Raw genomic sequence first — 24,906 nt, forward strand, 5'->3', positions numbered from 1 at the left:
ACCCAGGGCACGTGGCGCTATTCCACCGATGGCGGCGCGAGCTGGACCGTCCTGCCGTCCGACCTCTCCAGCACCAACGCGCTGGTGCTCGGCAGCAACGTGCAACTCGACTTCGTGCCGGTGGCCAACTTCAACGGCCAGCCCGGCGCCCTGACGGTCCAGGCAATCGACAGCAGCAACAACGATACCGGCGCGGCGCCGGTCTATACGGATGGCGGCACCCCCGTCTATGGCGCCGACCTGGCCGGCACCACGACCGTGCGGGCTGGCGTCGACGTCAACAATGCCGGCGGCACCTCCTCGATCAGCGCCACCACCGCGCCCCTGACCATCCAGGTCGCCCCGGTCAACGATGCACCGATCGTGGTCGCGGGCAAGGAAACCGAGACCCTGGCGGCAGGCATCGAGGACGAAACCGCGCCCCCGTCCGCCACCGTCCACGACCTGTTCAACCCCAGCTTCAACGACGCCACCGACCAGCAGCCCGGCTCCACCGCCAACACCCTCGCCGGCGTCGCCATCACGGCCGACACCGCCACCCCCGATCAGGGCACCTGGAAATACTCCACCGATAACGGCCGGACCTGGACCGCCCTACCGTCCGACCTGTCCCCTACCAACGCTCTGGTCCTGCCGCAGAGCGCCCAGCTCCTGTTCGACCCGGCACCCAACTATAATGGCCAGCCCGGCGGCCTCACCGCCACCCTGATCGACAGCTCCACCGACGTCCCGGTCTATACCGACGCCAACGGCAACCCCGTCACCGGCGCCCAGATCACCACCGCCCAGACCGGCGTCGACGTCTCCCATCCAGGCACCAACACCGCCCTCAGCGTCGCGTCCGTGGACCTCAACACCAGTGTCGCCCCGGTCAACGACGCTCCGATCGCCACCGGCAGCGCCACCCTGTCTGCCGGCACCGAGGACACGACCGGCCCGGCGCAGACGGTCCAAACCCTCTTCGGCGGCAATTTCTCCGACACCGTCGACCAGCAGCCCGGCTCCACCGCCAACACCCTCGCCGGCGTCGCCATCACGGCCGACACCGCCACCCCCGATCAGGGCACCTGGAAATACTCCACCGATAACGGCCGGACCTGGACCGCCCTGCCGTCCGACCTGTCTCCCACCAACGCTCTGGTCCTGCCGCAGAGCGCCCAGCTCCAGTTCGACCCGGCATCCAACTATAACGGCCAGCCCGGCGGCCTCACCGCGACCCTGATCGACAGCTCCACCGACGTCCCGGTCTATACCGACGCCGCGGGCAACCCCGTCACCGGCGCCCAGATCGCCACCGCCACCACTGCCCAGACCGGCGTCGACGTCTCCCGTCCAGGCACCAATACCGCCCTCAGCGTGGCATCCGTGGACCTCAACACCAGTGTCGCCCCGGTCAACGACGCACCAATCGCCACCGGCAGTGCCACCCTGACCGCTGGCACCGGGGACACGACCGGTGCGGCACATACGGTCCAAACCCTCTTCGGCGGCAATTTCTCCGACACCGTCGACCAGCAGCCCGGCTCCACCGCCAACACTCTCGCCGGCGTCGCCATCACCGGCGATACCGCCACGGCAAGCCAGGGAACATGGCGCTATTCCACCGATGGCGGTAAAAGCTGGCAGTCTATTGATCCGGCTACACTTTCGCCGTCTTCAGCCATCATATTGCCGGCCACCGCCCAACTGAGCTTCCAGCCGGCGTCCAATTTTAGCGGCAGCCCCGGAAAACTGACGGTGGCGTTGATCGAAACCGGCTCGACGCTGATCAATGGAACGGACATGTCCCGGGCCGATGTCAGCGGCCTGATGACCGATCCCACCAGTGCGGTTTCCAACACAACCGTCGACCTCGCCACAATGGTTGCCAATACCCGACCGCAGGGCGTCCCGGCCCTGCCCGGCGCAACCGGCAGCAACGGGGAAAGCCCCGCATCAACGGTGACATCGTCGGTCGACAGTTCGTTCAATACCATCTTCCAGCGCGGCGTGGCCGCCGCGCATCAGAACTGGATATTCGGAACGGCCATCAATCATTTCATCGTTGTCGACCAGCAAGGCAGCACAACAGTACCAATGGGCGCGTTCCTGACCGACGACGGAACCGAAAGCCAGCTCGAACTCACCGCCACGCTGACAGATGGCAGTCCGTTACCTGACTGGCTCTCGTTCGACTCGCGCAGCCGGATCTTTACCGGGACCGCTCCGGAAGAGGCGTTCGGCTCCCTCGACATCAAGGTGCGCGGCCGCGATCTCTTCGGACACGAAGCCGAAGTCGGCATTCATATCGTCATCGGCCACCAACACCAGTTGCTCGACCTGCAAGCAGTGCCGCAGGCCATCCATCAGACGTTCGACACCATCCAGACGACCGTCAACAGGCTGATGCTCGACCCACATCTTGCTTCGTTCAACGATCAACCATCTACGCATTCACAGGGAAAACCCTCTCTACGCAGCCAGTTGCGGCATTTGGGCGCCAAGGCGCACCAGCGCGATGCCCGTGCCCTGCTCGATAAGCAGACACCCCACCATGCATTGCTCTGATATTCATGAACCGCCAGACACCGGCACCGCCGAGCCCTATCCAGTGCAATAATACCAGTGCAATAATACTTGAAACCGGAAGGGCGGTTCATCGGCACGGGTGAGCGAGATCAGCGCACCCGTATTTTCGGTCAGGCTTTCAGCCGAGACGGAGCCGCTGCCGCATCGTCTCCGCCACCTCGATCGTGTCATCCAGCGGCGTCACCGCCCAGTCCTCCATCCGCCCCGCGAACCGGCGGATACGCCCGGCGGCAGCCAGTTCGCGCAGGAACAGCCCGATCCGCCGCGACCGGCCCGGCAAATCCACGACCATCACGGGGGCCATACCCGCCACGGCCTCGGACACCATCGAAACACTGTCCTGCGTCACTACGACAGCATCGGCGCAGGCCAGCAACCCCAGATAGGGATTGTCCCCGCACATGTCCCACACCCACCCGCCGAGGGGCGACAGGGCATCGCGGACAATCCGGCACACACCCTCTCCCGTCCGCCGCGACGGCGTCACCGCCACACCGACCCCATCCCGGCGCATCATGTCCGACAGTTGCGCCGCCAGACGTGTCGCCACCGCCTCGTCCAGCCGGAAACGGCCATTAGAGCCGCCCAACAACACAGCTACCAGCGGACGCGGCAGATGCCCCAGGCGCGGCTGCCATTCCACTCGCGCCGCCGCCAGCCGTTCGGGCGAAACCCCATGCAGCGCGGTACGCGACAGCAACACATTGGGGCCGCTGATTTCATCATGCCGGTTGGCAACCACCAGATCGAACCGATCCAGCCGCATGCGGGGATTCTGGATCTGCACCACCCGTCGCCCCGGCCCGCGCAGGGCAGCGCCAACCGCCCCACCCGTACCGCCAACGCTGAACACCAGCCCAGCCGCCCCCGCATCAATCGGATCGACAGCCCGCAACGGCACGGGCCACCACGCAGCAGGCACCCGGCCCCACAGCCCCCTTGCCCGCACCGGACAGAAAAACGGATCCAGCCCCGCGCGCGCCGCCAGCCCGAAGGCCTGCGACCGCATCCCGGCCAGATCTTCCGCCACCACCGCCACCGCGCGATCCGCAGAAGGCAGGCCGGAGGGTGCGTCATACATGCTCATCGCGCCATCTGCCGTCCCTGGCCACCAACCGTCAATGCCGAGGCCACTCCCCGGAACATTCGCTTTCTTCCCCCCAGTCGCCACACACGGTATCCCTTCATACGATGACCGACACTCCTCCCCCTGCCGACCCGACCAGCACCGACGCCCCCACTTTCGCGCAGTTGGGCCTACAACCGCGTATCCTGGCCAATGTCGCCCGCGCGGGCTACGCCGCGCCCTCCCCGATCCAGGCCCTCGCAATCCCACCGATCCTGGCCGGAAAGGATGTGGAGGCCCTGTCGCGCACCGGCAGCGGCAAGACCGCCGCTTTCGCCCTGCCCCTGGTCCAGAAGCTGCTCGCCACCCCCCGCCCCGCGACGACGGAGCAGGACGGCGTCCCCGGCACGGTGCGAACGCTGATCCTGTCGCCGACCCGCGAACTGGCCAGCCAGACCGCGTCCGCCATCCGCACCTGCGCCCATGGCTGCCAGTTGATGATCGGCCTGGCCATCGGCGGCGTCCCCAAGGACCGCCAGACCCGGGCCCTGCGCGGGGGCGCCGACATCCTGGTCGCCACCCCCGGCCGCCTGCTCGATCATCTGGCCGACGGGACGATCGGCCTCGACGAGACCACCTGCCTGATCCTGGACGAAGCGGACAGGATGCTGGAACTGGGCTTCATCGAGGATATCCAGGCCATCGCCGAACGCCTGCCGACCCGGCACCAGACCTTGCTGTTTTCCGCGACCATGCCCCCTGCCGTCGCCACCCTGGCCCGCCGCCTGCTTCACCGGCCGTTGCATGTCGCCCCGCCCGAGGCCACCACCCCGCCCCCCCGCATCCGCCAGCAGGTCGCCTTCGTCGCGGCCACGCGCAAGAACGCCACACTGATCGCATTGCTGAAACGCGACCCGCCGGACAAGACACCGGACAGGGTCATGGTGTTCACCCGCACGAAACAGGCCAGCGACACCGTCGCCCGCGCGCTGGAATCCGCCGGCCTGTCCGCAGCGGCCCTCCATGGCGATCACAGCCAGGCCCGGCGCGACCGTACGCTCGCCGCCTTCCGGCGCGGCACGTTGCGCGTACTGGTCGCAACCGACGTGATGGCACGCGGCATCGATGTCGAAGACGTGACACTGGTGGTGAATTACGACATCCCCGAACAGCCCGAGGCCTATATCCACCGCATCGGCCGCACCGCCCGCGCCGGCCGCCGCGGCACCGCCCTGTCCCTGTGCGCGCCGGAGGAGCGGCAATTGCTGCGCGAGATCGAACGCCAGACCAGCGCCAGGATCACGGCCATCGATCCCTCCTGAGCGCTTGCCAAACATACGTGCCGGCGGCGATCGCCCACCAACCCGCATTTACGGGCAAGCGCTGGCCGCGTCATGGCATTGCAGGTCCGATGCAACGCTACCAATCATCTCCATGACCTGTCCGACCGCTCTCGTGATGCATGACGATGGCCCGTCCGGTACGGTCAGCAACGCATCGCGCCCCACGCGCTGTCGAAGCTGACGACTAGCCCCCTCCAAGCCGTCAGCGGCAGATCAATCAGCTCTGGCGCGGCCTCGCACCGTGAGCTGGCCACACGCTGCCGATCATGGAAATACACCCACTCGATCGCATCCAACCCGTCCGCGCCACCGGGATACAGCGCCAGCGCCGTGACGAACACGCTCTCCAGATCTTACCCTGCCGTCGGAACTGTAGCACGAACCATTGCCGCCTGCCTGGCAGCCATTAGTTAAGGGAGTCCAGCAAAAGGCGTTTTCATGTCTCGGAAACGGCCACCCCAACATCACCGCTCACCAGCCCCGTCCCAATGCACTGAATACGGAACACGCGTGAAGACCCGATCACGAAAAACCGGCTTTCATGTGCAGTATGGGGTCAATCTTTATTTCGATCGTCCCGTGGAATCCGGAACTTGACATGAACATTAAATCGATCGACAAAATTTTTTTACATCGCCTCGGAATCACTTTTCGGCTATCGAACGTCGAACACGAGAAACGGATATATCACTGTGTTCACAGCAAAATCTGCGCCTCATTCGTTTGATCAGCCCATTTACGTCACACGCCCCATGCTCCCGCCTGTGGAGCAACTCGCTTCACGCATGGCCGAAATCTGGGACGCACAGTGGCTGACCAATGGTGGCCCCAAGCATGCCGCGCTGGAAACAGCGCTCGGCACTTATCTCGATGCAGCCAACATCTCCCTGTTCAACAACGGAACCATCGCCTTGATCACCGCTTGCCAGGCTTTACGTCTGTCAGGTGAAGTCATCACGACGCCGTTCACGTTCGCCGCCACCCCCCACGTGCTGTCGTGGAACAATATTACACCGGTATTCGCCGACATCGATCCGGTGACGATGAATCTCGATCCCCGCAATATTGAGCCGCTGATCACAAATCGCACCAGCGCGATTCTGGCGGTCCATGTTTTTGGTACGCCGTGCGATGTGGAAGGTATGCAGACAATTGCCGACCGCCATGGCCTGAAAGTAATCTACGACGGTGCCCACGCATTTGGAACGACCGTTGGCGGTCGATCGGTGACAAGCTTCGGCGACGCCACCATGCTGAGTTTCCATGCCACAAAGCTGTTTCATACGGCAGAAGGTGGGGCTCTGGTCGTTCAGAATAGCGAAATCAAAAAACGCGTGGATTTCCTGAAGAACTTTGGCATTCAAGACGAAACGACCGTGTTGATGCCCGGTATCAACGGCAAGATGAGCGAGCTTCATGCCGCCCTCGGATTGTTGACGCTGAACATGGTAGCCGACGAACGCAAACGTCGGCAGGTCATCGCCGACATATACCGCGAACGCCTCGGCGATCGACCGGAGTTGGTGATGCCTCCAGTCGTGGAGGGAGCAACTCTTAGCCAGCAATATTTCGCCATTCGCGTAAGGAATAGCGAAAGCCGAGTATCCCGAGACTATTTATTCGATAAATTGCGTCAATATAATATTTATACAAGAAAATATTTTTATCCTCTATGCAGCAATTACAGTTGCTATCGCATGTTACCCAGCGCGCAGGACCACCTCCTGCCAGTCGCACAGCAGGTCGCTGAAGAAGTCCTGTGCCTCCCGTTTTATGGCGGCTTGAGTGCCCAGGATGTCCACCGTATCTGTGACGCCATCTTATTCATTCTCGCTGCCTGACCGCAGAGACCATTCCTGCTCTCATATTAAAACCGCCGGAGACTGCCTTCATGCCTCGCGTCAGTATCATTATGGCAAGCTATCAGCACCGTCCCTTCGTTGCTGCGGCAATCCATAGCGTTCTCAGGCAGACTTATCAGGACTTCGAAATCGTCGTTACTGACGACGGGTCAGTAGACGGCACTCCGGACGTCATAGCCTCAATTCAAGATCCGCGCATAAAATTAAGACGTTTTGAAACGAATCGTGGAGCCTGCAGCGCGGGAAACGACGCTCTGAATCGCGCAACAGGAGAATATATTAGCAATCTGAGTTCGGATGACGTCTACTTGCCGCACAAACTCGAAAAGCAAGTAGCCTATCTGGATGCGCACCCTGAAATAGGAGCCGTTTTCGCCTATCCAATCTTCATCAATGAAGACGGAGCGGTTATTGAAAATCAAATATCCACATTTAATCACAAGGTTTTCCTTGCCCCCAACCGCAGCCAGGTTGATTGGCTACGGCATTTTTTCTTTGTAGGGAATTGTCTCTGCCATCCGACCATTCTAATACGGCGACGCTGCTACGAGGAGCTCGGCGTCTACGACGAGCGTTTGGCGCAACTTCCCGACTTCGACATGTGGATCCGCCTGCTCGCCGCATATCCTATTCACATTATGGCCGAACCGATGATCGGCTTTCGTATCCTCAACAACAATGGGAATGTCAGCGCGCCCAAGGCGCAAAATATTGTCCGCGTCGCATGGGAAACGACACGTGTGCTTCGTCAGTACGCAAGACTGCCCGGCGATCTCTTTGCTGCCGTATTTTCTCCGGAACTGGAAGCGTTGAACATCAATAAATCCGTCAACCCCGCCATAGCACTCGGGCGCATCTGCATGGCGACGAATATCACCCATTTGCATAGCCTAGGCCTTGAATTACTTTACAACGCCCTCCCTCCCCAATCGGAAGAGCATTCTCCCTCTGGAATCACTTATAGAGAATATCTAAATTACACAGGGAATTCTGACATTTACAATACTCTCATCAAAGAAAAATTCCAGGCGCTGGAAAACACGTTGCATAATATAATCGCAATGTCTCCGCTGGATACAAAAAAAATACCGCAATAAACAAGACTGGGGATAGAGAACTTCGGCACCAATTATGCCCTCAGTTGCTAACCGCACGAATGCCGAAGATGCGGCCTCTGTCCTGAACCGCCCGGTCTACCGCGAGGCACCAGGCTGGCACCGGGACTACAATGAAAGTCCTTTTCACTCGGCTCTCGACCTCATAACGCCAAAAGAATATGCTGTCAGGATAAAATTTTGCTGGCCCATATAGGGGCGACGAAGCCTAAAGACCGGATTCGCAATCCGGTCCATCGTCGCCAGACGTTTCAGGCGTTTCAGGCGCACGACTACACCGGATACCCCAGCGCCGGCAGAACAATCGACCCAGATCCTATTGCCATGCGAATTGACCTAATCTTCTTCTACCAATTCGGAACGATGTCATGAATAAACTCACGGACGGCTTTTATACATCAGCACTCTCCACTGGACGCTTACATCTTGGTTGCGGGCGCAACGTGATGCCTGGCTGGACGAATGTAGATTATGAACCACAACCAGATGCATTTCGCTGGGATCTTGTGGAAGATCTTCCTCTACCGAATGCATGTGTTCAATATATATTTTCCGAACATTTTATTGAACATATCTCCTATTCGGAGGGACAGAAATTGCTTCGGGAATGTAAACGCATCCTCAAGCCAGGTGGCGGGCTACGTCTCAGCACTCCAGATTTAGCATTTCTTATCAATCAGTACACCCAAGGAAGAATAAACGAGTGGCATGATATGGGTTGGGCGCCCTCTACACCATGCGCAATGATTAACGAAGGTCTGAGATTGTGGGGACATCAGTATGTTTATGACCAACAGGATCTTCATCGTTCGCTAGCCTTGGCTGGCTTTTCGAGGATCGAGACGGTCCAGTGGCGAAAGAGTAATAACGCGACATTCAATGATCTGGAGATTCGCCCATATCATCATGAAATTATAGTTGAGGCGTGGGTATAAGCAGCGAGATTTTATACGGAGGATTGATCTTCACGAATCTGTCCCATACGACTTCACATGCAGAAACGATACATCGTCGATGCGCCGAGCAAAGCGGGAAGTACGTATCGGATTCAGATAACGCAAGACGTTTTCCGTGCGGTTGAATTCTGGCGAATAAGGCGACAGGTGCGGCAATGGCCCGATGGGCGACCTGCTCGTTGATCTCCAACCGGATGCAGATTCATCGGTGACTGAGCGTGGTCGTCGCACCATACCCAGTCACCGACCGCGAGCAGTCGGTTACGAAACAAAACCATGATCTACCTGCACTGTAAGTATGCAGCGACACGGCTTTCCTAATCAACGCTTCGAATTCACCTCAGGCGCATAGCATACAATTTCATATTTACACTCAATATTGTCACTCGGGTAGAGGAACAGAACCACATCGCGAAAGAACAACAATAAACATCAAAAATTTTCTTTCCGCATCTGCTCTTCCAGGACCAAAAGATCTTTACTCCGAGATTTAATTCTTTTTGCAGGAGAGCCAAAATAAACTCCCCATTCCCCCAAAGACTTCGTAACCAACGATAAAGCACCTACCGCGGAACCTTCTCCAACACGAACACCCGGCAGAACAACACTACCCGATCCCACTATAACGTGCTTTTCCAAGACAACTGGTCCAATATTTATTTTCAAATATTTCCTCGGAATCGTTGGATTGGTGAGAGACTTCCCCGAATAGTCGTCCGTTCCAGAATAAATACGGACCCCTTGGGATATGCCAGAAAAATCTCCAAGAGTAATGCCACCGACACATCCCAAATAGGCACTACCTCCAATGTGAATATAATTCCCCAGCGTTAGCAATCCAGAATGCGCAGCAATAACAACATTGCCGTCGATTCGTACGTTTCTTCCTATTTCTATATTTTCGATCCCTATGATTGTACAATTTTTTGCAATCCTGACACATTCACCTACACTCTTGAATCCGAATTTTCTTAATTCGACTGTTTCAAAATAACCCGGATCGAATGGATTAGGCGCTTTTTCAGAATGTGGCATCGTTCACTGCCTTAAAATAAAACTTATCGCATGACATTATAGGCATGCAATCCATCGATGCGCTATCACCTCATTCAGAAGCAGTCGCCGACGCCTCACCGTTGCCATTTCGCTGGTATCGTCCATGGGCGCCACCGGCCCCATCTCCATCCCTCCTATAAATGGGCGGATGCGCCCGGCAGCGCTTGTCCGCAGTTCCCCAGCATGGCAATAGCAACTAAGCTCGACGCGGCTGTAAGCTCGCGGCGGTTCCAACTGCATTACGCTGCGCATACTGATCGCAACCGGCACAATGACGCCCGGTATCGATGTCGAAGATGTGACGCTAGTGGTGAACTTCGACATTCACGGGCAATCCGAACCTATATTCTCAAACTCATGGCCATCGATCCTTCCTGAGTGCCTGTCTACATGCGCGCCGACGGCGATCGTCCACCGTTCCCCATGTTCAGACAGGCGCCGAGCGCGCTACGGCATTGCAGGTCTGGCGCGACGCTATAAAATCGTCTTCATGACCTGTCCGACCGCTCACGTGGTGCATGACGATGGCCTGCCCGGCACCTGCCTCCCGGACGCGCGGGGTCTGACAGGATGAGCTGCGGCACAGGCTCCCGGCCCGGCGCGTCGCCCCGCGTCCGCGCCCGCCCGAAATTCCTCGAAACCCTGCCGCCGCCGCCGCCGGCACTGCCCGCTTTCGCCCAGGAGATCACACCGCCGGACCTCTCGCCCTGGCTGACCGATCATTGCGGTATTCCCGGCGTGGTGCATCACGAAGCCCCCCGCCCCGGCCCTCACGTCGTGCTGACGGCTCTGGTCCATGGCAACGAATTCGCGGGCGCCATCGTGCTGGACCGGCTGCTGCGCGAGCGGATCCGGCCAAACCGGGGGCGCCTGTCCCTGATCTTCGCCAATCTGGAAGCCTTTGCCCGCTTCACGCCCGACAATCCCATCGCCTCGCGCTTCGTCGAGGAAGACATGAACCGGGTATGGAGCCGGCAGATCCTGTCCAGTCCACGCCATTCGGTGGAACTCGACCGCGCGCGGGCGATCCTGCCGGTGATCGAAACCGCCGACATCCTGATGGACCTGCACTCGATGCTCTGGCCCGGCGCCCCGCTGATCCTGGCGGGCGCGACCGAGAGCGGGCGCCGCCTCTCGACGATGATCGGCGACCCGCCACTGGTGGTCGCCGACCACGGCCACAAAGCCGGCCCACGCCTGATCGACTATGAACGCTTTGCCGACCCCGACAGCCCCTACGCCGCCTGCCTGCTGGAAGCCGGCGCGCACTGGACGGCCAATACGGTCGAAACAACGGACAGCGCGGTCCGCGCGCTGCTGCGGCATTGCGGTTTGCTGCCCGCCGGCACAACGCCCCCAGCCACCACCTGCCGCCAATTGATGGTGACTGATATCGTAACGGCCCACACCCCGGGCTTCCGCTTCGTCAGGCCCTTCCGGGGCGGCGAAGTCATCCGCCGCCGGGGCACTCTGCTGGCCCAGGACGGCCCGGACGAAATCCGCACCCCCTATCCCGATTGCATGCTGGTCATGCCCAACCTGCGCCCCAGCCGAGGACAAACCGCAGTCCGGCTGGCCCGAAGGCTCCCCGCCCGGTCACGAATATAGCCCCCTCATCGACAACAGCTGCTCTCTACCCGCAGATCGGTTCGGCCCGAATGTCCAAAAGCTCTTCGCCTGTCGATTGAACGTTCCGAGACTCAGTCGATATCAGCACAGATAATCGTCCCACCGGTTATCGGAGATCAAGGAAACATCGGAAATGAAAGCAAAAAAACAGAAATCACATGACAAAAATAAACAAAAATAAATAAATTTTATTTTCACCCATCAAACTTCCCCGATACAAAACCGACATGCAAAATTAAGGATAAAATTTATATTATCAAGAAAATATAGGGGATTTTTCAACATAATGGAGACCGCCATGAAACGACCCTCGTCAACCCGACGCCGCTTCCTGGCTGGTCTCCTGGGTTCCACATCCTTCTGGCTTTACTCCGGTCATGATGTCTGGGCCGGTAGCCTGGCGACGGAGACCCATCCCTACACGCCCCGCTATTTCACCCCGGAGGAATGGCGCTTCCTGAACGCTGCATGCGAACGGATCTTTCCGACGGATGCACACGGCCCCGGCGCGCGCAGCCTCGGCGCGCCGGAATTCATCGACCGCCAGATGGACACGCCATATGGGCACGGGGCGTTGTGGTACATGTCCGGGCCCTTCCTGACTGCACCGGCCAATCTCGGTTATCAGCTTTCCCTTACTCCGCGCGACATCTATCGGCAGGGCATCGCGGGGGCGGACGCCTATACCCGCCAGCACCATGACGGCCGAGGCTTTGCCGACCTCGATGCACAGGCACAGACGGCGCTCCTGAAAGATCTGGAACACGGCGAAATGTCGCTTGGTGCCGTTCCGGCGCACCTGCTCTTCGAACAATTGCGCCAGAACACGCTTGAAGGCGTTTTTTCCGATCCCCTGTACGGCGGCAACAAGGGCCTCGCAGGCTGGACCCTGCTCGGCTTCCCCGGGGCCCGCGCCGATTTCATGGATTGGGTCAATCAGGAGGGCGCACCCTACCCGTTCGGCCCCGTCTCGATTTCCGGCGAAACGGCCTGAGGATTTTCAGTATCATGAACGCAGGAAAAACCGACGCGATCATTATCGGCGCAGGCTGGGCCGGCGCGATTCTCGCCAAGGAACTGACGGAAGCAGGCCTCTCAGTCACCGTTCTCGAACGTGGGGACGATCGCGCAACAGCGGTGGAGGGAGACTATCCCGGCTCCATCGACGAACTCAGGGGTGCCATCCGTCATCGCCTGTTCCAGAACCTGTCACAGACGACCGTCACCATTCGCAATACGATCGGGCAGGTCGCGGTGCCCTATCGTCGCCTCGCCGCCTTTCTGCCCGGCGAAGGTGTCGGCGGGGCGGGACTTCATTGGTCCGGGGTCCACTTCCGCGTCGCACCCGACGACCTCGCCCTGCGCAGCAACGTCATCGCCCGCTATGGCAGGAACTTCATTCCGGAAGGCATGAACCTTCAGGATTACGACGTGACCTACGAGGAACTCGAACCCTTCTTCGACAAGGCGGAAAAAGTCTTCGGCACGTCTGGCGAGCCCCACACCATCAAGGGAAAGATCGCGGGCAAGGGCAATACCTTCGCACCCGACCGGTCCGACGCCTTCCCCCTGCCCGCGATGAAAGACGTCTATTCCGCAAGCCTCTTCAAGACCGCCGCGGCCAATGTCGGCTACCACCCCTATTCCCTGCCCGCGGCCAATGCCTCGGCCCCGTATACAAACCCCTACGGCGCGCAGATGGGGCCATGCAATTTCTGCGGATATTGCAGCGGGTACGATTGCTACATGTATTCCAAGGCATCCCCCAACGTGAACATCCTGCCTGCCTTGCGCCAGGATCCGAAATTCACGCTGATCACCAAAGCCCATGTCCTGAAAGTCAATCTCGACAGCGACCGGAAGAAGGCAACCGGCGTCACCTATCTGGACCTGCGCACCAATCGGCAAGTCTCACTGGACGCCGATCTCGTCATCATCAGCGCCTTCCAGTTCCATAATGTCCACCTCATGCTGCTGTCCGGCATCGGCCGGCCTTACGACCCGATCGCCAACACCGGCACGGTGGGGCGCAATTTCGTCTACCAGACGATCACGACCTCCCGCGCCTGGCTTCCCTCCACGCACTATACCAACCTGTTCGTCGGTGCCGGTGGGGCCGGCGTCGCCATCGACGATTTCAACAGCATGAATTTCGATCACGGGCCGCTGGGCTTCGTGGGCGGCTCGCCCGTCTGGGTCAATCAGGCCGGCGCCAAGCCCATCGCCGCCGCCATCGGCGGACCAGGCGGCAAGGCCCCGACCTGGGGCGAAGGCTACAAGGACGCGATGGTGGAAACGTACCGCCACTCGCTCACGATCGACGCGCACGGCAGCAACATGGCGTACCGCGACGTCTATCTGGACCTCGATCCGACCTACACCGACGCCTACGCCCAGCCTCTGCTCAGAATGACGTTCACGTGGAAGGATAACGATATCCGCATGAACCAGTATGTCGTGAGCAGGATCGAACCCATCATGAAGGAAATGGGGGCAACACGCTATTCCCTGGCAAAACTGGAAACCGGCGAACTCTTCGATACGCGCCGCTACCAGACGACCCACCTTGGCGGCGGAGCCGTCATGGGCGCCGACCCGAAGACGAGTGCCGTCAATCGCTATCTCCAGAGCTGGGACGTCCCGAACGTCTTCGTCATCGGTGCCAGCGCGTTCCCCCAGGGCATGGGGTACAATCCAACCGGCATGGTCGCGGCACTGGCCTACTGGTCGGCCTACCATATCCGCACGATCTATCTGAAAAACCCCGGCCCCATGGTGCAGGCATGAAGCATCGTGCGTTCCGGCCCGCGACCATTCTGGGTACCGCCGCGCTTCTCCTGCTTGCCCACCTGCCGCAGGCGCATGCGGAGGGTTCGGACAATCCGGTTGCCAGGGGGCACTATGTCGCGGACGCCTCCGATTGCAGCGCATGCCATACGGTCAAGGGCGGCCCCCCGTTCGCGGGCGGAATGGCTTTCAAATTGCCGATGGGGTCGATCTATTCATCCAATATCACGCCAGACCCCACCCATGGCATCGGTGCCTGGTCGGAGGCGGAATTCGCCCGCGCCGTGCGAGAAGGCGTACGCCGGGACGGCACAAGCCTCTACCCGGCCATGCCGTTTCCATCCTATGCCCGCATCAGCGACAGCGACATGCACGCGCTCTACGTCTATTTCATGAAAGGCGTGCAGCCCGTGGCCAGGGCAACTCCAGCCGCCGACATTCCGTGGCCCCTGTCCATGCGCTGGCCGATGTCCGTCTGGAAGACCGTGTTCGCCCCCGCCGTCCAGTCCGCGCAGCAGGATGTCAATCGCCCCTTCCCCGACCCGGCCATCGCCCGTGGCGCATATCTGGTGGAAGGGCCAGGCCATTGCGGCGCCTGCCATTCCCCACGCGGCCTCGCCTTGCAGGAGAAAGCCCTGTCCGGCAGCGCGGGCACGCTCTTCCTGTCGGGCGGCGCCCCGATCGACGGCTTCGTCCCCACCAGCCTGCGCCAGGATCGGCGAACCGGTCTGGCATCCTGGTCGGAGGACGACATCGTTGCATTCCTGTCCACAGGACGGAACCGGAAAGGGGAATCGTTCGGCGGCATGACGAACGCCATCGTCCACGGCACGCAGCACCTCACCCCGGAGGACCTGCACGCCATGGCCCGCTATCTCCTCACGCTCGGCCCCAGCCATCCCGCCGCACCGGCATGGCATTACGATCCGGCAGCCGCGGCAGAACTGCAACGGGGCGATGCCACAGCGCGCGGAGCCAGATTATACGTCGATCATTGCGCCGCCTGTCACCGCACGGACGGAAAGGGCTACGCGCCCGTCTTTCCGCCACTGGCGGGCAACCCCGTGATCATGAGCGACCAACCGGACTCGCTGGTGCATGTCGTTCAAAGCGGCGCGGCACTTCCCGGCACAGCCAGGGCCCCTTCCGCATTCGTCATGCCGGCCTATGGCCGGATGCTGAGCCCGCAGCAGATCGCCGACGTCGTGACCTTCATCCGAGCAGCCTGGGGCAACAATGCTCCCCCCGTCGATGCGGCGACCGTGGCCGAGCTCCAGAAATCCGCCCCGCCCCCCGTCCTCGACGGCAAACCCGTTCCCCTGAACTGACAGGCGAAACGCCGTCGCTCGCCACGTCGATCGGCGGCAAGGCCTCGACGCGCGCCGGCACTCAACCGGCGCGCGCGGGCCGACCTGCTCAGCGATAGATGGGGAAGCGCGCGCAGAGTGCCTTCACCTTCTCATGCACCGCCTGCTCGGTCACGGCGCACCCCTCATCGCCCTTCTCGGCCACGGCCGTCAGAACCTCGTCGATCATCACGCCGATCGCACGAAACTCCTCGACACCGAAGCCACGCGCGGTCGCGGCCGGGCTGCCCAGACGGATGCCCGACGTCACCGCCGGCTTCTCCGGATCGAACGGCACGGCATTCTTGTTCGCCGTGATCCCGGCGCGCTCCAGGGCACGCTCGGCGGCACGACCCGTCACCTTCTTGGGCCGCAGGTCGACCAGCAGCAGATGGCTGTCGGTGCCGCCGGTCACGATGTCGAAGCCGCGCGCCAGCAGCGTCTCGGCCAGCACGTTGGCATTGGCCGCCACCGCTTCCTGATAGGTGCGGAATTCCGGCTGGAGGGCCTCACCGAACGCCACCGCCTTGGCGGCGATGACATGCATCAGCGGTCCGCCCTGCAGGCCGGGGAAAACCGCCGAGTTGATCTTCTTCGCCAGATCGGCATCGTTGGTCAGGATCAGCCCGCCACGCGGCCCGCGCAGCGTCTTGTGGGTGGTGCTGGTCACGACATGGGCGTGCGGCACCGGCGAAGGATACAGGCCGGCGGCCACCAGACCTGCAAAATGGGCCATGTCGACCATCAGGAAGGCCCCGACCTCGTCCGCGATGGCGCGGAAACGCGCGAAATCGATCACGCGCGGATAGGCCGAGCCCCCCGCCACGATCAGCTTCGGCCGCTCGGCACGCGCCAGGCGCTCCATCTCCTCGTAATCCAGCAGGCCGTCCTCGCGGCGAACGCCGTACTGCACCGCGTTGAACCATTTGCCGGAATAGTTCGGCGCGGCCCCATGCGTCAGATGGCCACCCGCCGCCAGGCTCATGCCCAGGATGGTGTCGCCGGGGCTGACCAGCGCCATGAAGGCGGCCTGGTTGGCATTGGCCCCCGAATGCGGCTGCACATTGGCGAACCCGGCACCGAACAGCGTCTTCACCCGCTCGATCGCCAGGGCCTCGACCTTGTCGACCTCGACGCAGCCACCGTAATAGCGCCGGCCCGGATAGCCCTCGGCATATTTGTTGGTCAGGACGCTGCCCTGGGCCTCCAGCACTGCCTGCGAGACCATGTTCTCACTGGCGATCAGCTCGATCCCGTCACGCTGCCGCTCCAGCTCGCCGGCGATCATCCCCGCCACGGCCGGATCACGGTCCGCAAGGGGGGCACGGAAATAGGACTGCAACCCGCTCTGGCTCAAATGGTCCGGCATCGTTATATTCTCCAAACTTTCGTGCAACGCTTCAGCCAGTCCCCGGAAGAATTCCCGTCGCCCGTGCCCACGCGTCATTGCAATTTTGCGCATTCTAGCGTCTCCACGCCGACGAGGCCACACGCCGAATAACCGACATCCGCCCGCCGGCCGCGCCGCGACCCGGTTTGTTCCTGTCCGACATTCCCTTATCAGGAGACGCCCTGCATGGCGCAGCCGCCAGTCACCCGTTCCAGCTCAAGCCTGCTTCGCCGCAAACGAATCGAAATTCCCTCCGATACGCAGGGCCTGCGGCGGGTCCTCGGCCCGGCCAGCCTGATCGCGCTGGGAATCGGCTGCACCATCGGCGCCGGCCTGTTTTCGCTGACCGGCATCGCCGCGTCCGAAAATGCGGGTCCCGCCGTGGTGCTGTCCTATATCGTCGCCGCGGTCGCCTGCGGCTTCGCCGGCCTGTGCTACAGCGAACTGGCCAGCATGATCCCCATCGCCGGCAGCGCCTACAGCTATGCCTACATGGCGCTGGGCGAGGTCGTGGCCTGGATCATCGGCTGGGACCTGGTGCTGGAATATGCCGTCGGCGCCGCCGCCGTGTCGGTCAGCTGGTCCCGCTACGTCGCGTCCTTATTGGGCAGTTGGGGCATCTCCCTCCCCCCCAGGCTGCTCGCCTCGCCCTTCGAGACGGTCGTGCTGCCCGACGGCAGCCACGTCACGGGGCTGATGAACCTGCCGGCGGCCTTCATCATCTGCGTCGTCTCGGCGCTGCTGATCCGCGGCGTGTCCGAATCGGCCCGCGTCAACGCCGTCATCGTGGTGGTGAAGCTCGCGATCATCGTCGCCGTCGTCGCGTTCGGCCTGCCCTATATCAAGACGGCGAACTACGTCCCCTTCATCCCGGACAATACCGGCACGTTCGGCCATTTCGGCCTGTCGGGCATCATGCGCGCGGCCGGCACCATCTTCTTCGCCTATGTCGGATTCGACGCCGTCTCCACCGCGGCGCAGGAGGCCCGCAATCCCGGGCGCGACATGCCCATCGGCATCCTGGGCAGCCTGCTGGTCTGCACCGTCGCCTATGTCCTGTTCTCGCTCGTGCTGACCGGCCTGGTGAATTACAAGGACATGCTGGGCGACGCCGCCCCGGTCGCCACCGCGATCGACCAGACCCCCTTCGCCTGGCTGAAGCTGGCGGTGAAGCTGGGCATCATCTGCGGCTTCACCTCGGTCCTCCTGGTCCTGCTGCTAGGGCAGAGTCGCGTGTTCTACGCCATGTCGCGCGACGGGCTGCTGCCACGCCTGTTCGCCTCCATCCATCCGCGCTGGCGCACGCCGTGGTATTCCAACCTGCTGTTCATGGTCCTGACCGGCGGGCTGGCGGCGTTCCTGCCCATCGACCAGCTCGCCCACATGACGTCGATTGGCACCCTGCTGGCCTTCGTCATCGTCTGTATCGGCGTCATGTTCCTGCGCCGCAGCGCTCCGGACATGGAACGCCGCTTCCGCGTGCCCGGCGGCCCGATCATCCCCATCCTCGGCATCGTCTGCTGCACCGCGGTCATGCTGTCGCTGGACGGGCTGACCTGGATCCGGCTGGGCGTATGGATGGCCATCGGCATGCTGATCTATTTCGGCTACAGCCGGCGCAACAGCCACCTGGCGCACGACGCCTGACCCGTCTCGGGCGCGGCGGGAATCTCCCCCGCGCCCGCGCATCTGGCCACCCTCGCGAACGCGTTCCATAATGCGCCGGTCATTTCCGGAGACCGCATCATGACGCTCGGCCAGTTTCCCACCACCCGTCTGCGCCGTAACCGCCAGGACCCGTTCACCCGCCGCCTGGTGGCCGAGACGACGCTGACGGTCGACAACCTGATCTGGCCGATCTTCGTCATGGAAGGCACCGACAGCCAGACCGACGTGGCATCGATGCCCGGCGTGCGCCGGGTCACGCTGGACCGGCTGGCCGCCCATGTCGAACCGGCGGCAAAACTGGACATTCCCGCCCTCGCCCTGTTCCCGATCACCCCCACCAGCCAGCGCGACGCAAAAGGGTCCGAGGCCGTCAATCCGGACAATCTGATGTGCCGCGCGGCCCGTCTGCTGAAACGCGAATTCCCCCATATGGGCCTGATCGGCGACGTGGCGCTCGACCCCTATACCGACCACGGACATGACGGGCTGATCCGCGACGGCTACGTCGTCAACGACGAATCGGTCGACGTGCTGTCGCGCCAGGCGGTCAACCAGGCGGCGGCGGGCATCGACATCATCGCCCCGTCCGACATGATGGACGGCCGCATCGGCGCCATCCGGCGCGACCTGGACGCCCAGGGGCTGGTCGGCACGCGGATCATGTCCTACGCCGCCAAATATGCCAGCGCGTTCTACGGCCCGTTCCGCGATGCGCTGGGCTCGGGCGGCCTGCTAAAAGGCGACAAGAAGACCTATCAGATGGACCCGGCCAACAGCGACGAGGCCCTGCGCGAAGTGGCACTGGACCTGGCCGAAGGCGCGGACATGGTGATGGTCAAGCCGGGCATGCCCTATCTTGACGTCATCCGCCGCGTCCACGAACGCTTCGCGGTACCCACCTTCGCCTACCAGGTCTCGGGCGAATACGCGATGCTGACCGCCGCCATGGAAAATGGCTGGCTGGACCCCGAGCGCACGATGCTGGAAAGCCTGCTGGCCTTCCGCCGCGCCGGCGCCAACGGCGTGCTGACCTATTTCGCGGTCGAGGCCGCGCGCCGCCTGCGCGAGGGCTGAGCCGGCGGCGGCGCCCCGTCACGCGCACGTCACAAATCGTCGTTTTCATGGCGGTTTGTGATGCAAGGCGGTGCCTTTGCCGTTACCATCGGTCCGGACCGGTGCCTCGCGACGCTTCAGGTTATCGTACGGGGCCCCTGTCACCATCGGCCCGTATGGGGCGCTGAAGCCTGTCGAGGAGGCGTATGACCTATACATCGCCGCGTCGTCCGCAGCTTTTCTACACGACCGCCCCCATGCCATGCCCCTATGTTTCCGGCCGCATGGAGCGCAAGGTCGTGACCGACATCGGCGGCCCGGACGCCGAACGGCTGCACAACCGCCTGTCCCGCGCCGGCTTCCGGCGCAGCCACACCATCGCCTACGCGCCGGTCTGTCCGTCGTGCAATGCGTGCGTGCCCATCCGGGTCCCGGTCGCGACCTTCAGCCCGGACCGGACGCAGCGCCGCACCTTGCGCCGCAACGCGACGATCGAAGGGTTCGAGGTCCCGGCCCACGCCACCACCGAACAATTCGTCCTGTTCCAGCGCTACCAATTCGCCCGCCACGCGGAAGGCGACATGGCGGCGATGAATTTCTACGATTACCGCGCGATGATCGAGGACACGCCCGTCGATACGGCGATGGTCGAATTCCGCACGCAAGAAGACCAGCTGGTCTGCGTCAGCCTGATCGACCGGCTGGATGACGGGCTGTCGGCGGTCTACAGCTTCTACGATCCCGGCATGGAAGAGCACTCGCTGGGCTCATACGCCATCATGCACCTGATCGCCTATGCCGGGCGCCTGGGCCTGCCCTATCTCTATCTGGGCTACTGGATCCGCGACAGTGCCAAGATGGCCTACAAATCCCGCTTCCGCCCGGCGGAAATCCTGCATCACGGCAGCTGGACGGCACTCGACCCGACCAACCTGCCCGCCAGCGGCGGCAACGCGACCCGCTTCCCCGCCGGCCTGCCGGAATAGCAGGCCGGCGAGGCCGGAAACCCGCCCTTACGCCTTCGGTCGAGGCTTGCGCGTCGCCCAGGCCGGCGCCGCCCGGCCGACATCCGCCCGCTTGCCCACATAATCGCGGAAATCGGCAAAGGGCCGCACCCGCGCCGGATCGGGCCACGCCACGCCCCCCGTGGACGAAAGGATGCACGCATCCAGCAGCCCGCCATCTTTGTATTTCTGCAAGGCCACGCCCAGCCCCCGCGCCATTTCCGGCAACTGCGCCACCGGAAAGACCAGCATGCGGTGATTCTGGCCCAGCACCACCACATGGTCGCCCTCGACCGGCAGGCAGATGCGCGCGCTCTCGTCATCCTTCAGGTTCAGCACCTGCCGCCCGGTGCGCTTTTCCGCCACCAGATCCTCGTCCCGGACCACCAGCCCACGGCCGGAACTCGACACCAGCAGATGCCGCTCGCCCTCGCGCACCGGAAACACCGCAATCACGTCCTCGTCGTTCGACAGCTCGGCCAGCAGACGGATCGGCTGGCCGTCGCCCCGGCCGCGCGGCAGGTCCGACGCCCGCAGCGTAAAGGCCCGTCCATCGGTGGCGAAGAAGCACAGCCGATCGGTGGACTGGCATTCCACCGACAGGCGGAACCCGTCCCCCTCCTTGAATTTCTGGGCCGCCGGATCGACCCCATGCCCCTTGACGGTCTTGACCCATCCATTGGCCGACAGGATCAGCGTCAGCGGCTCGCGCTCCACGGCCTCGACCACCGACACATCGATGGCGCGCGGCGGCGCCGCCAGCTCGGTGCGCCGCGCACCCAGCGCGCCGCTGCCGAACGCCTTGCGGATCTCCTTGATTTCCCCGCCGATCGTCTTCCAGCGCAGGGCCTCGCTTTCCAGCAGCGCGGTCAGACCCGCACGCTCGGCGGTCAGGTCGGCATGTTCCTTGCGGATCTCGATCTCTTCCAGGCGGCGCAGGCTGCGCAGCCGCATGTTCAGGATCGAATCCGCCTGCAATTCGGTCAGCGAGAAAGCCGCCATCAGCCCGGCCTTCGCATCGTCCTCCTCGCGAATGATGCGAATCACCTCGTCGAGGTTCAGATAGACCGCCAGGAACCCGTCCAGGATCTCCAGCCGCCGATCCACCGCCTGCAACCGGTAGCGGCTGCGGCGCTGCAACACCTCGTGCCGATGGTCCAGCCACGCCTGCAACACCTCGCGCAGGTCGCGCACGCCGGGCACCCGGTCGGCCCCCAGCACATTCATGTTCAGGCCGAACCGGCTCTCCAGCGGCGTGGCGCGGAACAGCGTCTCCATCAGCACTTCAGGCTCGACGCCACGCGTCTTCGGCTCCAGCACCAGACGGATGTCGGTGGTGCTCTCGTCGCGGATATCGCCCAGAAGCGGCAGCTTCTTCTGCTCCATCAGGTCGGCGACCAGCTCGATCAGGCGCGATTTCTGCACTTGGTACGGAATTTCCGTCACCACGATCTGCCAGGTGCCGAACCGCCCCTGCTCCACTGCCCAGCGGGCGCGGATGCGGATGCTGCCGCGCCCGGTCTCATAGGCCTGCAACAGCGTCGCGCGATCCTCGACCACCACGCCACCGGTCGGAAAATCCGGGCCCGGCATCAGCGCCAGCAGATCGGCCACGCTGGAATCGGGCTTGCGGACCAGCAGCATCGCCGCGTCGCAGATCTCACCGACATTATGGGGGGGAATGTTGGTGGCCATGCCCACCGCGATTCCCGCCGCGCCATTGGCCAGCAGGTTCGGAAAGGCCGCCGGCATCACGACCGGTTCCTCTTCCTCGCCATCGTAGGTCGGACGAAAATCGACCGAATCCTCGTCGATTCCCTGCAACAGCGCACGGGCGACCTCGGTCATCCGGGCCTCGGTGTACCGCATGGCCGCCGCGTTATCACCGTCGATCGAGCCGAAATTCCCCTGCCCCTCGACCAGCGGGTAGCGCACGGCAAAATCCTGCGCCAGCCGCACCAGCGCCTCGTAGACCGAGGCATCGCCATGCGGATGGTATTTACCGATCACGTCACCGACGACGCGGGCGCATTTCTTGAACCCCGAACTCGGGTCCAGCCGCAATTGCCGCATCGCGTAGATCATCCGCCGATGCACCGGCTTCAGCCCATCGCGCACGTCGGGCAGCGACCGCGACATGATGGTGGACATCGCATAGGCCAGGTAGCGTTCGCTCAACGCTTCCGCGAGGGGGGTCTCCTCGATATGGCCACTGGTTTCCACTGACATGCGCACTCCTCCTGTCCGGAGGAACAGATAGAGAAAACGCAGGATTTGTCCATCAGGCGGATGCAGGGCCAGTCGCCGGCCAACCGCCGCTCAGTCCGGCGCGGCCATCGCCCCGATCATGTCCGCCAGCCGCAGCCGCGCCGCCGGCAACGGCCGGTGATGCTGGCCGAAAGCGTCGCGGGCCAGAAAATGCCCCGTCAGCCGCAACCCGTCCTGCCAGTCGGTGCTGGTGCCCGGATCGGCCTCATCCAGAAACAGCGGCGGCAGGCGCAACAGGCGCGGCCGCCACGTCCCCGCCCCGGCGTCGCTGACCGCCCGCCCGGTCCGGGGCGACACCCAGGCCAGCCCGCCCGTCGCCCCCGTCACCGCACAGGCCGACAGATCGAGGCCATAGCCCAGGTCGCCCAGCAGGCAGGCTTCCCACCGCAACAGCGCGGCCATGCCGTTCCAGCCCGCCATCTCGGGGTCGAGGCTGATCAGCGCGAAGAAGCGGGTCAGAAGATGAAAGATGCGCGGATGGGGCTCGCGCTCCGGCAGGCTGCCATCGGCCACCGCGCAGACCGAGGCCAGCATGGCCAACGCCAGCGGTGCGGCCATCACCCGGGCCGCCGATCCATGCACCAGTTCGCCGGAAAGATTGCCCAACTGCTCGGGCAGGCGCCCGCGCCACACGGCACGGACCAGATTGCCCGGTTGCCACAAGGCCCGCCCGGCGCGCGCGGAACCGCCGCGCGACAGACCGTGGAACAACCCGTGCTCCTCGGTCAGCAGATGAACGATGGCGCTGCTCTCGCCATACGGGGCGGCAGACAGCACAAGGGCGGGTGCCTCCCATTCCATCAGGAAGGCCCCGCCCCGCTCATGCCGTATGCCGGGCGCCGATCAGGCGCCGGCGGCCTTCGCGACTTCCGCCGCGAAGTCGTTTTCTTCCTTCTCGATGCCCTCGCCGAGCTGGAAGCGCTCGAAGCCGATCAGCTTCGCGCCGGCCTTCTTGACGATCTCGCGCACCCGGCTCTCACCGTCATGCACCCACACCTGCTCCAGAAGAACGACTTCCTCGTAGAACTTGCGGATACGGCCATCGACCATCTTCTCAATGATCGCCTCGGGCTTGCCCGACGCACGCGCCTGCTCGACCAGCACGGCGCGCTCGCGCTCCAGCGAGGCCGGATCGACACTGTCGATATCCAGCGCGGCCGGACGGGTGGCGGCAACATGCATGCCGATCTGGCGACCCAGGGTCTCAAGCGCCTCGCTCTCCGACGGCGCCTCGATGGCGGCCAGAACGCCGATCTTGCCCAGGCCCGGACGAACGGCCGAGTGGATGTAGCTGGCCACGACGCCCGACGGCACGCTCAGCACGCGGGCGCGGCGGATCGACATGTTCTCGCCGATGGTCGCGATCAGGTGCGTCAGTTCGTCGGCAACCGTGCGGCCGCTCTCGAGCACGACTTCCTTGATCTTCTCCAGGTCCTCGCCAGCGGTCAGCGCGGCCTTGGCCACGGCCTCGACGAAACCCTGGAAGCTCTCGTTGCGGGCAACGAAATCGGTCTCGGCGTTCACTTCGACGATCGCGGCGCGGTTCGCGGCCGAAGCCACGGCAACCAGCCCCTCGGCCGTGACACGGCCCGACTTCTTCGCCGCGGCGGCCAGACCCTTCTTGCGCAGCCAGTCGATGGCCGCCTCGATCTCGCCGGCGGCCTCGTTCAGGGCCTTCTTGCAATCCATCATGCCGGCGCCGGTCTTCTCGCGAAGTTCCTTCACCAGGGCAGCGGTAATCTCCGCCATATCCGTCTCTCCTCAAGGCAGGGGCGCGCCCTGCCTTCCGGCCGGA

19 protein-coding genes are annotated in these 24,906 nt (G+C 62.9%); 12 read left to right on the forward strand and 7 right to left on the reverse strand.

The annotated features are described in order from the left end of the window. Window positions 1-2,547, forward strand: a 2,547-nt coding sequence (locus tag HLH27_RS09010; protein ID WP_456305487.1) for a hypothetical protein, incomplete at its 5' end; no start/stop codon positions are given. A gap of 139 nt (window positions 2,548-2,686) precedes the next feature. Here the strand turns inward: HLH27_RS09010 and HLH27_RS09015 are convergent. Further along, entirely contained in the window at window positions 2,687-3,655 is a 969-nt protein-coding gene (locus tag HLH27_RS09015; RefSeq protein WP_246375682.1) for a mitochondrial fission ELM1 family protein, read from the reverse strand. Between the two features lie 104 nt (window positions 3,656-3,759). On the opposite strand from HLH27_RS09015, the gene HLH27_RS09020 reads away from it, so the two are divergent. Next, complete coding sequence (locus HLH27_RS09020; RefSeq protein ID WP_182949704.1) at window positions 3,760-4,956, forward strand: DEAD/DEAH box helicase; 1,197 nt, start codon at window positions 3,760-3,762, stop codon at window positions 4,954-4,956. Window positions 4,957-5,120: 164 nt separating this feature from the next. Here HLH27_RS09020 and HLH27_RS09025 read toward each other — a convergent pair whose 3' ends face one another. Next, entirely contained in the window at window positions 5,121-5,318 is a 198-nt protein-coding gene (locus HLH27_RS09025; RefSeq protein WP_182949705.1) for a hypothetical protein, read from the reverse strand. A gap of 444 nt (window positions 5,319-5,762) precedes the next feature. Between HLH27_RS09025 and HLH27_RS09030 the strand changes: the two genes are divergently transcribed. The 3 genes from HLH27_RS09030 to HLH27_RS09040 all read left to right on the forward strand — a co-directional run bounded on the left by HLH27_RS09030 (window position 5,763) and on the right by HLH27_RS09040 (window position 8,889). Then, window positions 5,763-6,818 carry a DegT/DnrJ/EryC1/StrS family aminotransferase gene (locus tag HLH27_RS09030; RefSeq protein WP_246375684.1) on the forward strand — a complete coding sequence of 352 codons (1,056 nt, stop codon included), beginning with the start codon at window positions 5,763-5,765 and terminating at the stop codon, window positions 6,816-6,818. A 50-nt stretch (window positions 6,819-6,868) separates the two neighbouring features. Continuing rightward, on the forward strand, window positions 6,869-7,936 hold the full coding sequence (locus HLH27_RS09035) for a glycosyltransferase (protein ID WP_182949706.1): 1,068 nt from the start codon (window positions 6,869-6,871) through the stop codon (window positions 7,934-7,936). Between the two features lie 386 nt (window positions 7,937-8,322). Next, on the forward strand, window positions 8,323-8,889 hold the full coding sequence (locus HLH27_RS09040; protein WP_182949707.1) for a class I SAM-dependent methyltransferase: 567 nt from the start codon (window positions 8,323-8,325) through the stop codon (window positions 8,887-8,889). 453 nt (window positions 8,890-9,342) lie between these two features. Here HLH27_RS09040 and HLH27_RS09045 read toward each other — a convergent pair whose 3' ends face one another. Beyond that, window positions 9,343-9,945, reverse strand: coding sequence for an acyltransferase (locus tag HLH27_RS09045; RefSeq protein ID WP_182949708.1), 603 nt, complete (start codon window positions 9,943-9,945; stop codon window positions 9,343-9,345). Between the two features lie 591 nt (window positions 9,946-10,536). Between HLH27_RS09045 and HLH27_RS09050 the strand changes: the two genes are divergently transcribed. The 4 genes from HLH27_RS09050 (at window position 10,537) to HLH27_RS09065 (ending at window position 15,710) form a co-directional block, all read left to right on the forward strand. Then, on the forward strand, window positions 10,537-11,574 hold the full coding sequence (locus HLH27_RS09050) for a M14 family metallopeptidase (RefSeq protein ID WP_182949709.1): 1,038 nt from the start codon (window positions 10,537-10,539) through the stop codon (window positions 11,572-11,574). A 319-nt stretch (window positions 11,575-11,893) separates the two neighbouring features. Beyond that, window positions 11,894-12,589 carry a gluconate 2-dehydrogenase subunit 3 family protein gene (locus HLH27_RS09055; RefSeq protein ID WP_246375686.1) on the forward strand — a complete coding sequence of 232 codons (696 nt, stop codon included), beginning with the start codon at window positions 11,894-11,896 and terminating at the stop codon, window positions 12,587-12,589. Window positions 12,590-12,603: 14 nt separating this feature from the next. Beyond that, on the forward strand, window positions 12,604-14,382 hold the full coding sequence (locus HLH27_RS09060) for a GMC family oxidoreductase (RefSeq protein WP_182949711.1): 1,779 nt from the start codon (window positions 12,604-12,606) through the stop codon (window positions 14,380-14,382). Then, a complete protein-coding gene (locus tag HLH27_RS09065) occupies window positions 14,379-15,710 on the forward strand; it encodes a c-type cytochrome (RefSeq protein WP_182949712.1) in 1,332 nt (443 codons plus the stop codon). The genes HLH27_RS09060 and HLH27_RS09065 overlap by 4 nt, the downstream gene beginning before the upstream one ends. 88 nt (window positions 15,711-15,798) lie before the next feature. On the opposite strand, the gene glyA is transcribed toward HLH27_RS09065, so the two are convergent. Next, entirely contained in the window at window positions 15,799-17,097 is a 1,299-nt protein-coding gene (glyA, locus tag HLH27_RS09070) for a serine hydroxymethyltransferase (RefSeq protein WP_182949713.1), read from the reverse strand. A 207-nt stretch (window positions 17,098-17,304) separates the two neighbouring features. Here glyA and HLH27_RS09075 point away from each other — a divergent pair, with 207 nt between their 5' ends. The 3 genes from HLH27_RS09075 to HLH27_RS09085 all read left to right on the forward strand — a co-directional run bounded on the left by HLH27_RS09075 (window position 17,305) and on the right by HLH27_RS09085 (window position 20,825). Beyond that, window positions 17,305-18,765 (forward strand): amino acid permease, encoded by a 1,461-nt coding sequence (locus tag HLH27_RS09075; RefSeq protein ID WP_182949714.1) that lies wholly within the window; start codon window positions 17,305-17,307, stop codon window positions 18,763-18,765. A gap of 99 nt (window positions 18,766-18,864) precedes the next feature. Next, complete coding sequence (hemB, locus tag HLH27_RS09080; protein ID WP_182949715.1) at window positions 18,865-19,860, forward strand: porphobilinogen synthase; 996 nt, start codon at window positions 18,865-18,867, stop codon at window positions 19,858-19,860. A gap of 185 nt (window positions 19,861-20,045) precedes the next feature. Further along, window positions 20,046-20,825 (forward strand): arginyltransferase, encoded by a 780-nt coding sequence (locus tag HLH27_RS09085; protein WP_246375688.1) that lies wholly within the window; start codon window positions 20,046-20,048, stop codon window positions 20,823-20,825. Between the two features lie 27 nt (window positions 20,826-20,852). Here HLH27_RS09085 and parC read toward each other — a convergent pair whose 3' ends face one another. The 3 genes from parC to tsf form a co-directional block, all read right to left on the reverse strand. Next, on the reverse strand, window positions 20,853-23,072 hold the full coding sequence (gene parC / locus HLH27_RS09090) for a DNA topoisomerase IV subunit A (protein WP_182949716.1): 2,220 nt from the start codon (window positions 23,070-23,072) through the stop codon (window positions 20,853-20,855). Window positions 23,073-23,162: 90 nt separating this feature from the next. After that, window positions 23,163-23,912, reverse strand: a complete 750-nt coding sequence (recO, locus tag HLH27_RS09095) for a DNA repair protein RecO (RefSeq protein ID WP_182949717.1) — start codon at window positions 23,910-23,912, stop codon at window positions 23,163-23,165. Between the two features lie 42 nt (window positions 23,913-23,954). Continuing rightward, window positions 23,955-24,860 carry a translation elongation factor Ts gene (gene tsf / locus HLH27_RS09100; protein WP_182949718.1) on the reverse strand — a complete coding sequence of 302 codons (906 nt, stop codon included), beginning with the start codon at window positions 24,858-24,860 and terminating at the stop codon, window positions 23,955-23,957. Between the last annotated feature and the right edge of the window lie 46 nt (window positions 24,861-24,906).

Source organism: Gluconacetobacter takamatsuzukensis (assembly GCF_014174275.1).
GTDB lineage: Bacteria > Pseudomonadota > Alphaproteobacteria > Acetobacterales > Acetobacteraceae > Gluconacetobacter > Gluconacetobacter takamatsuzukensis.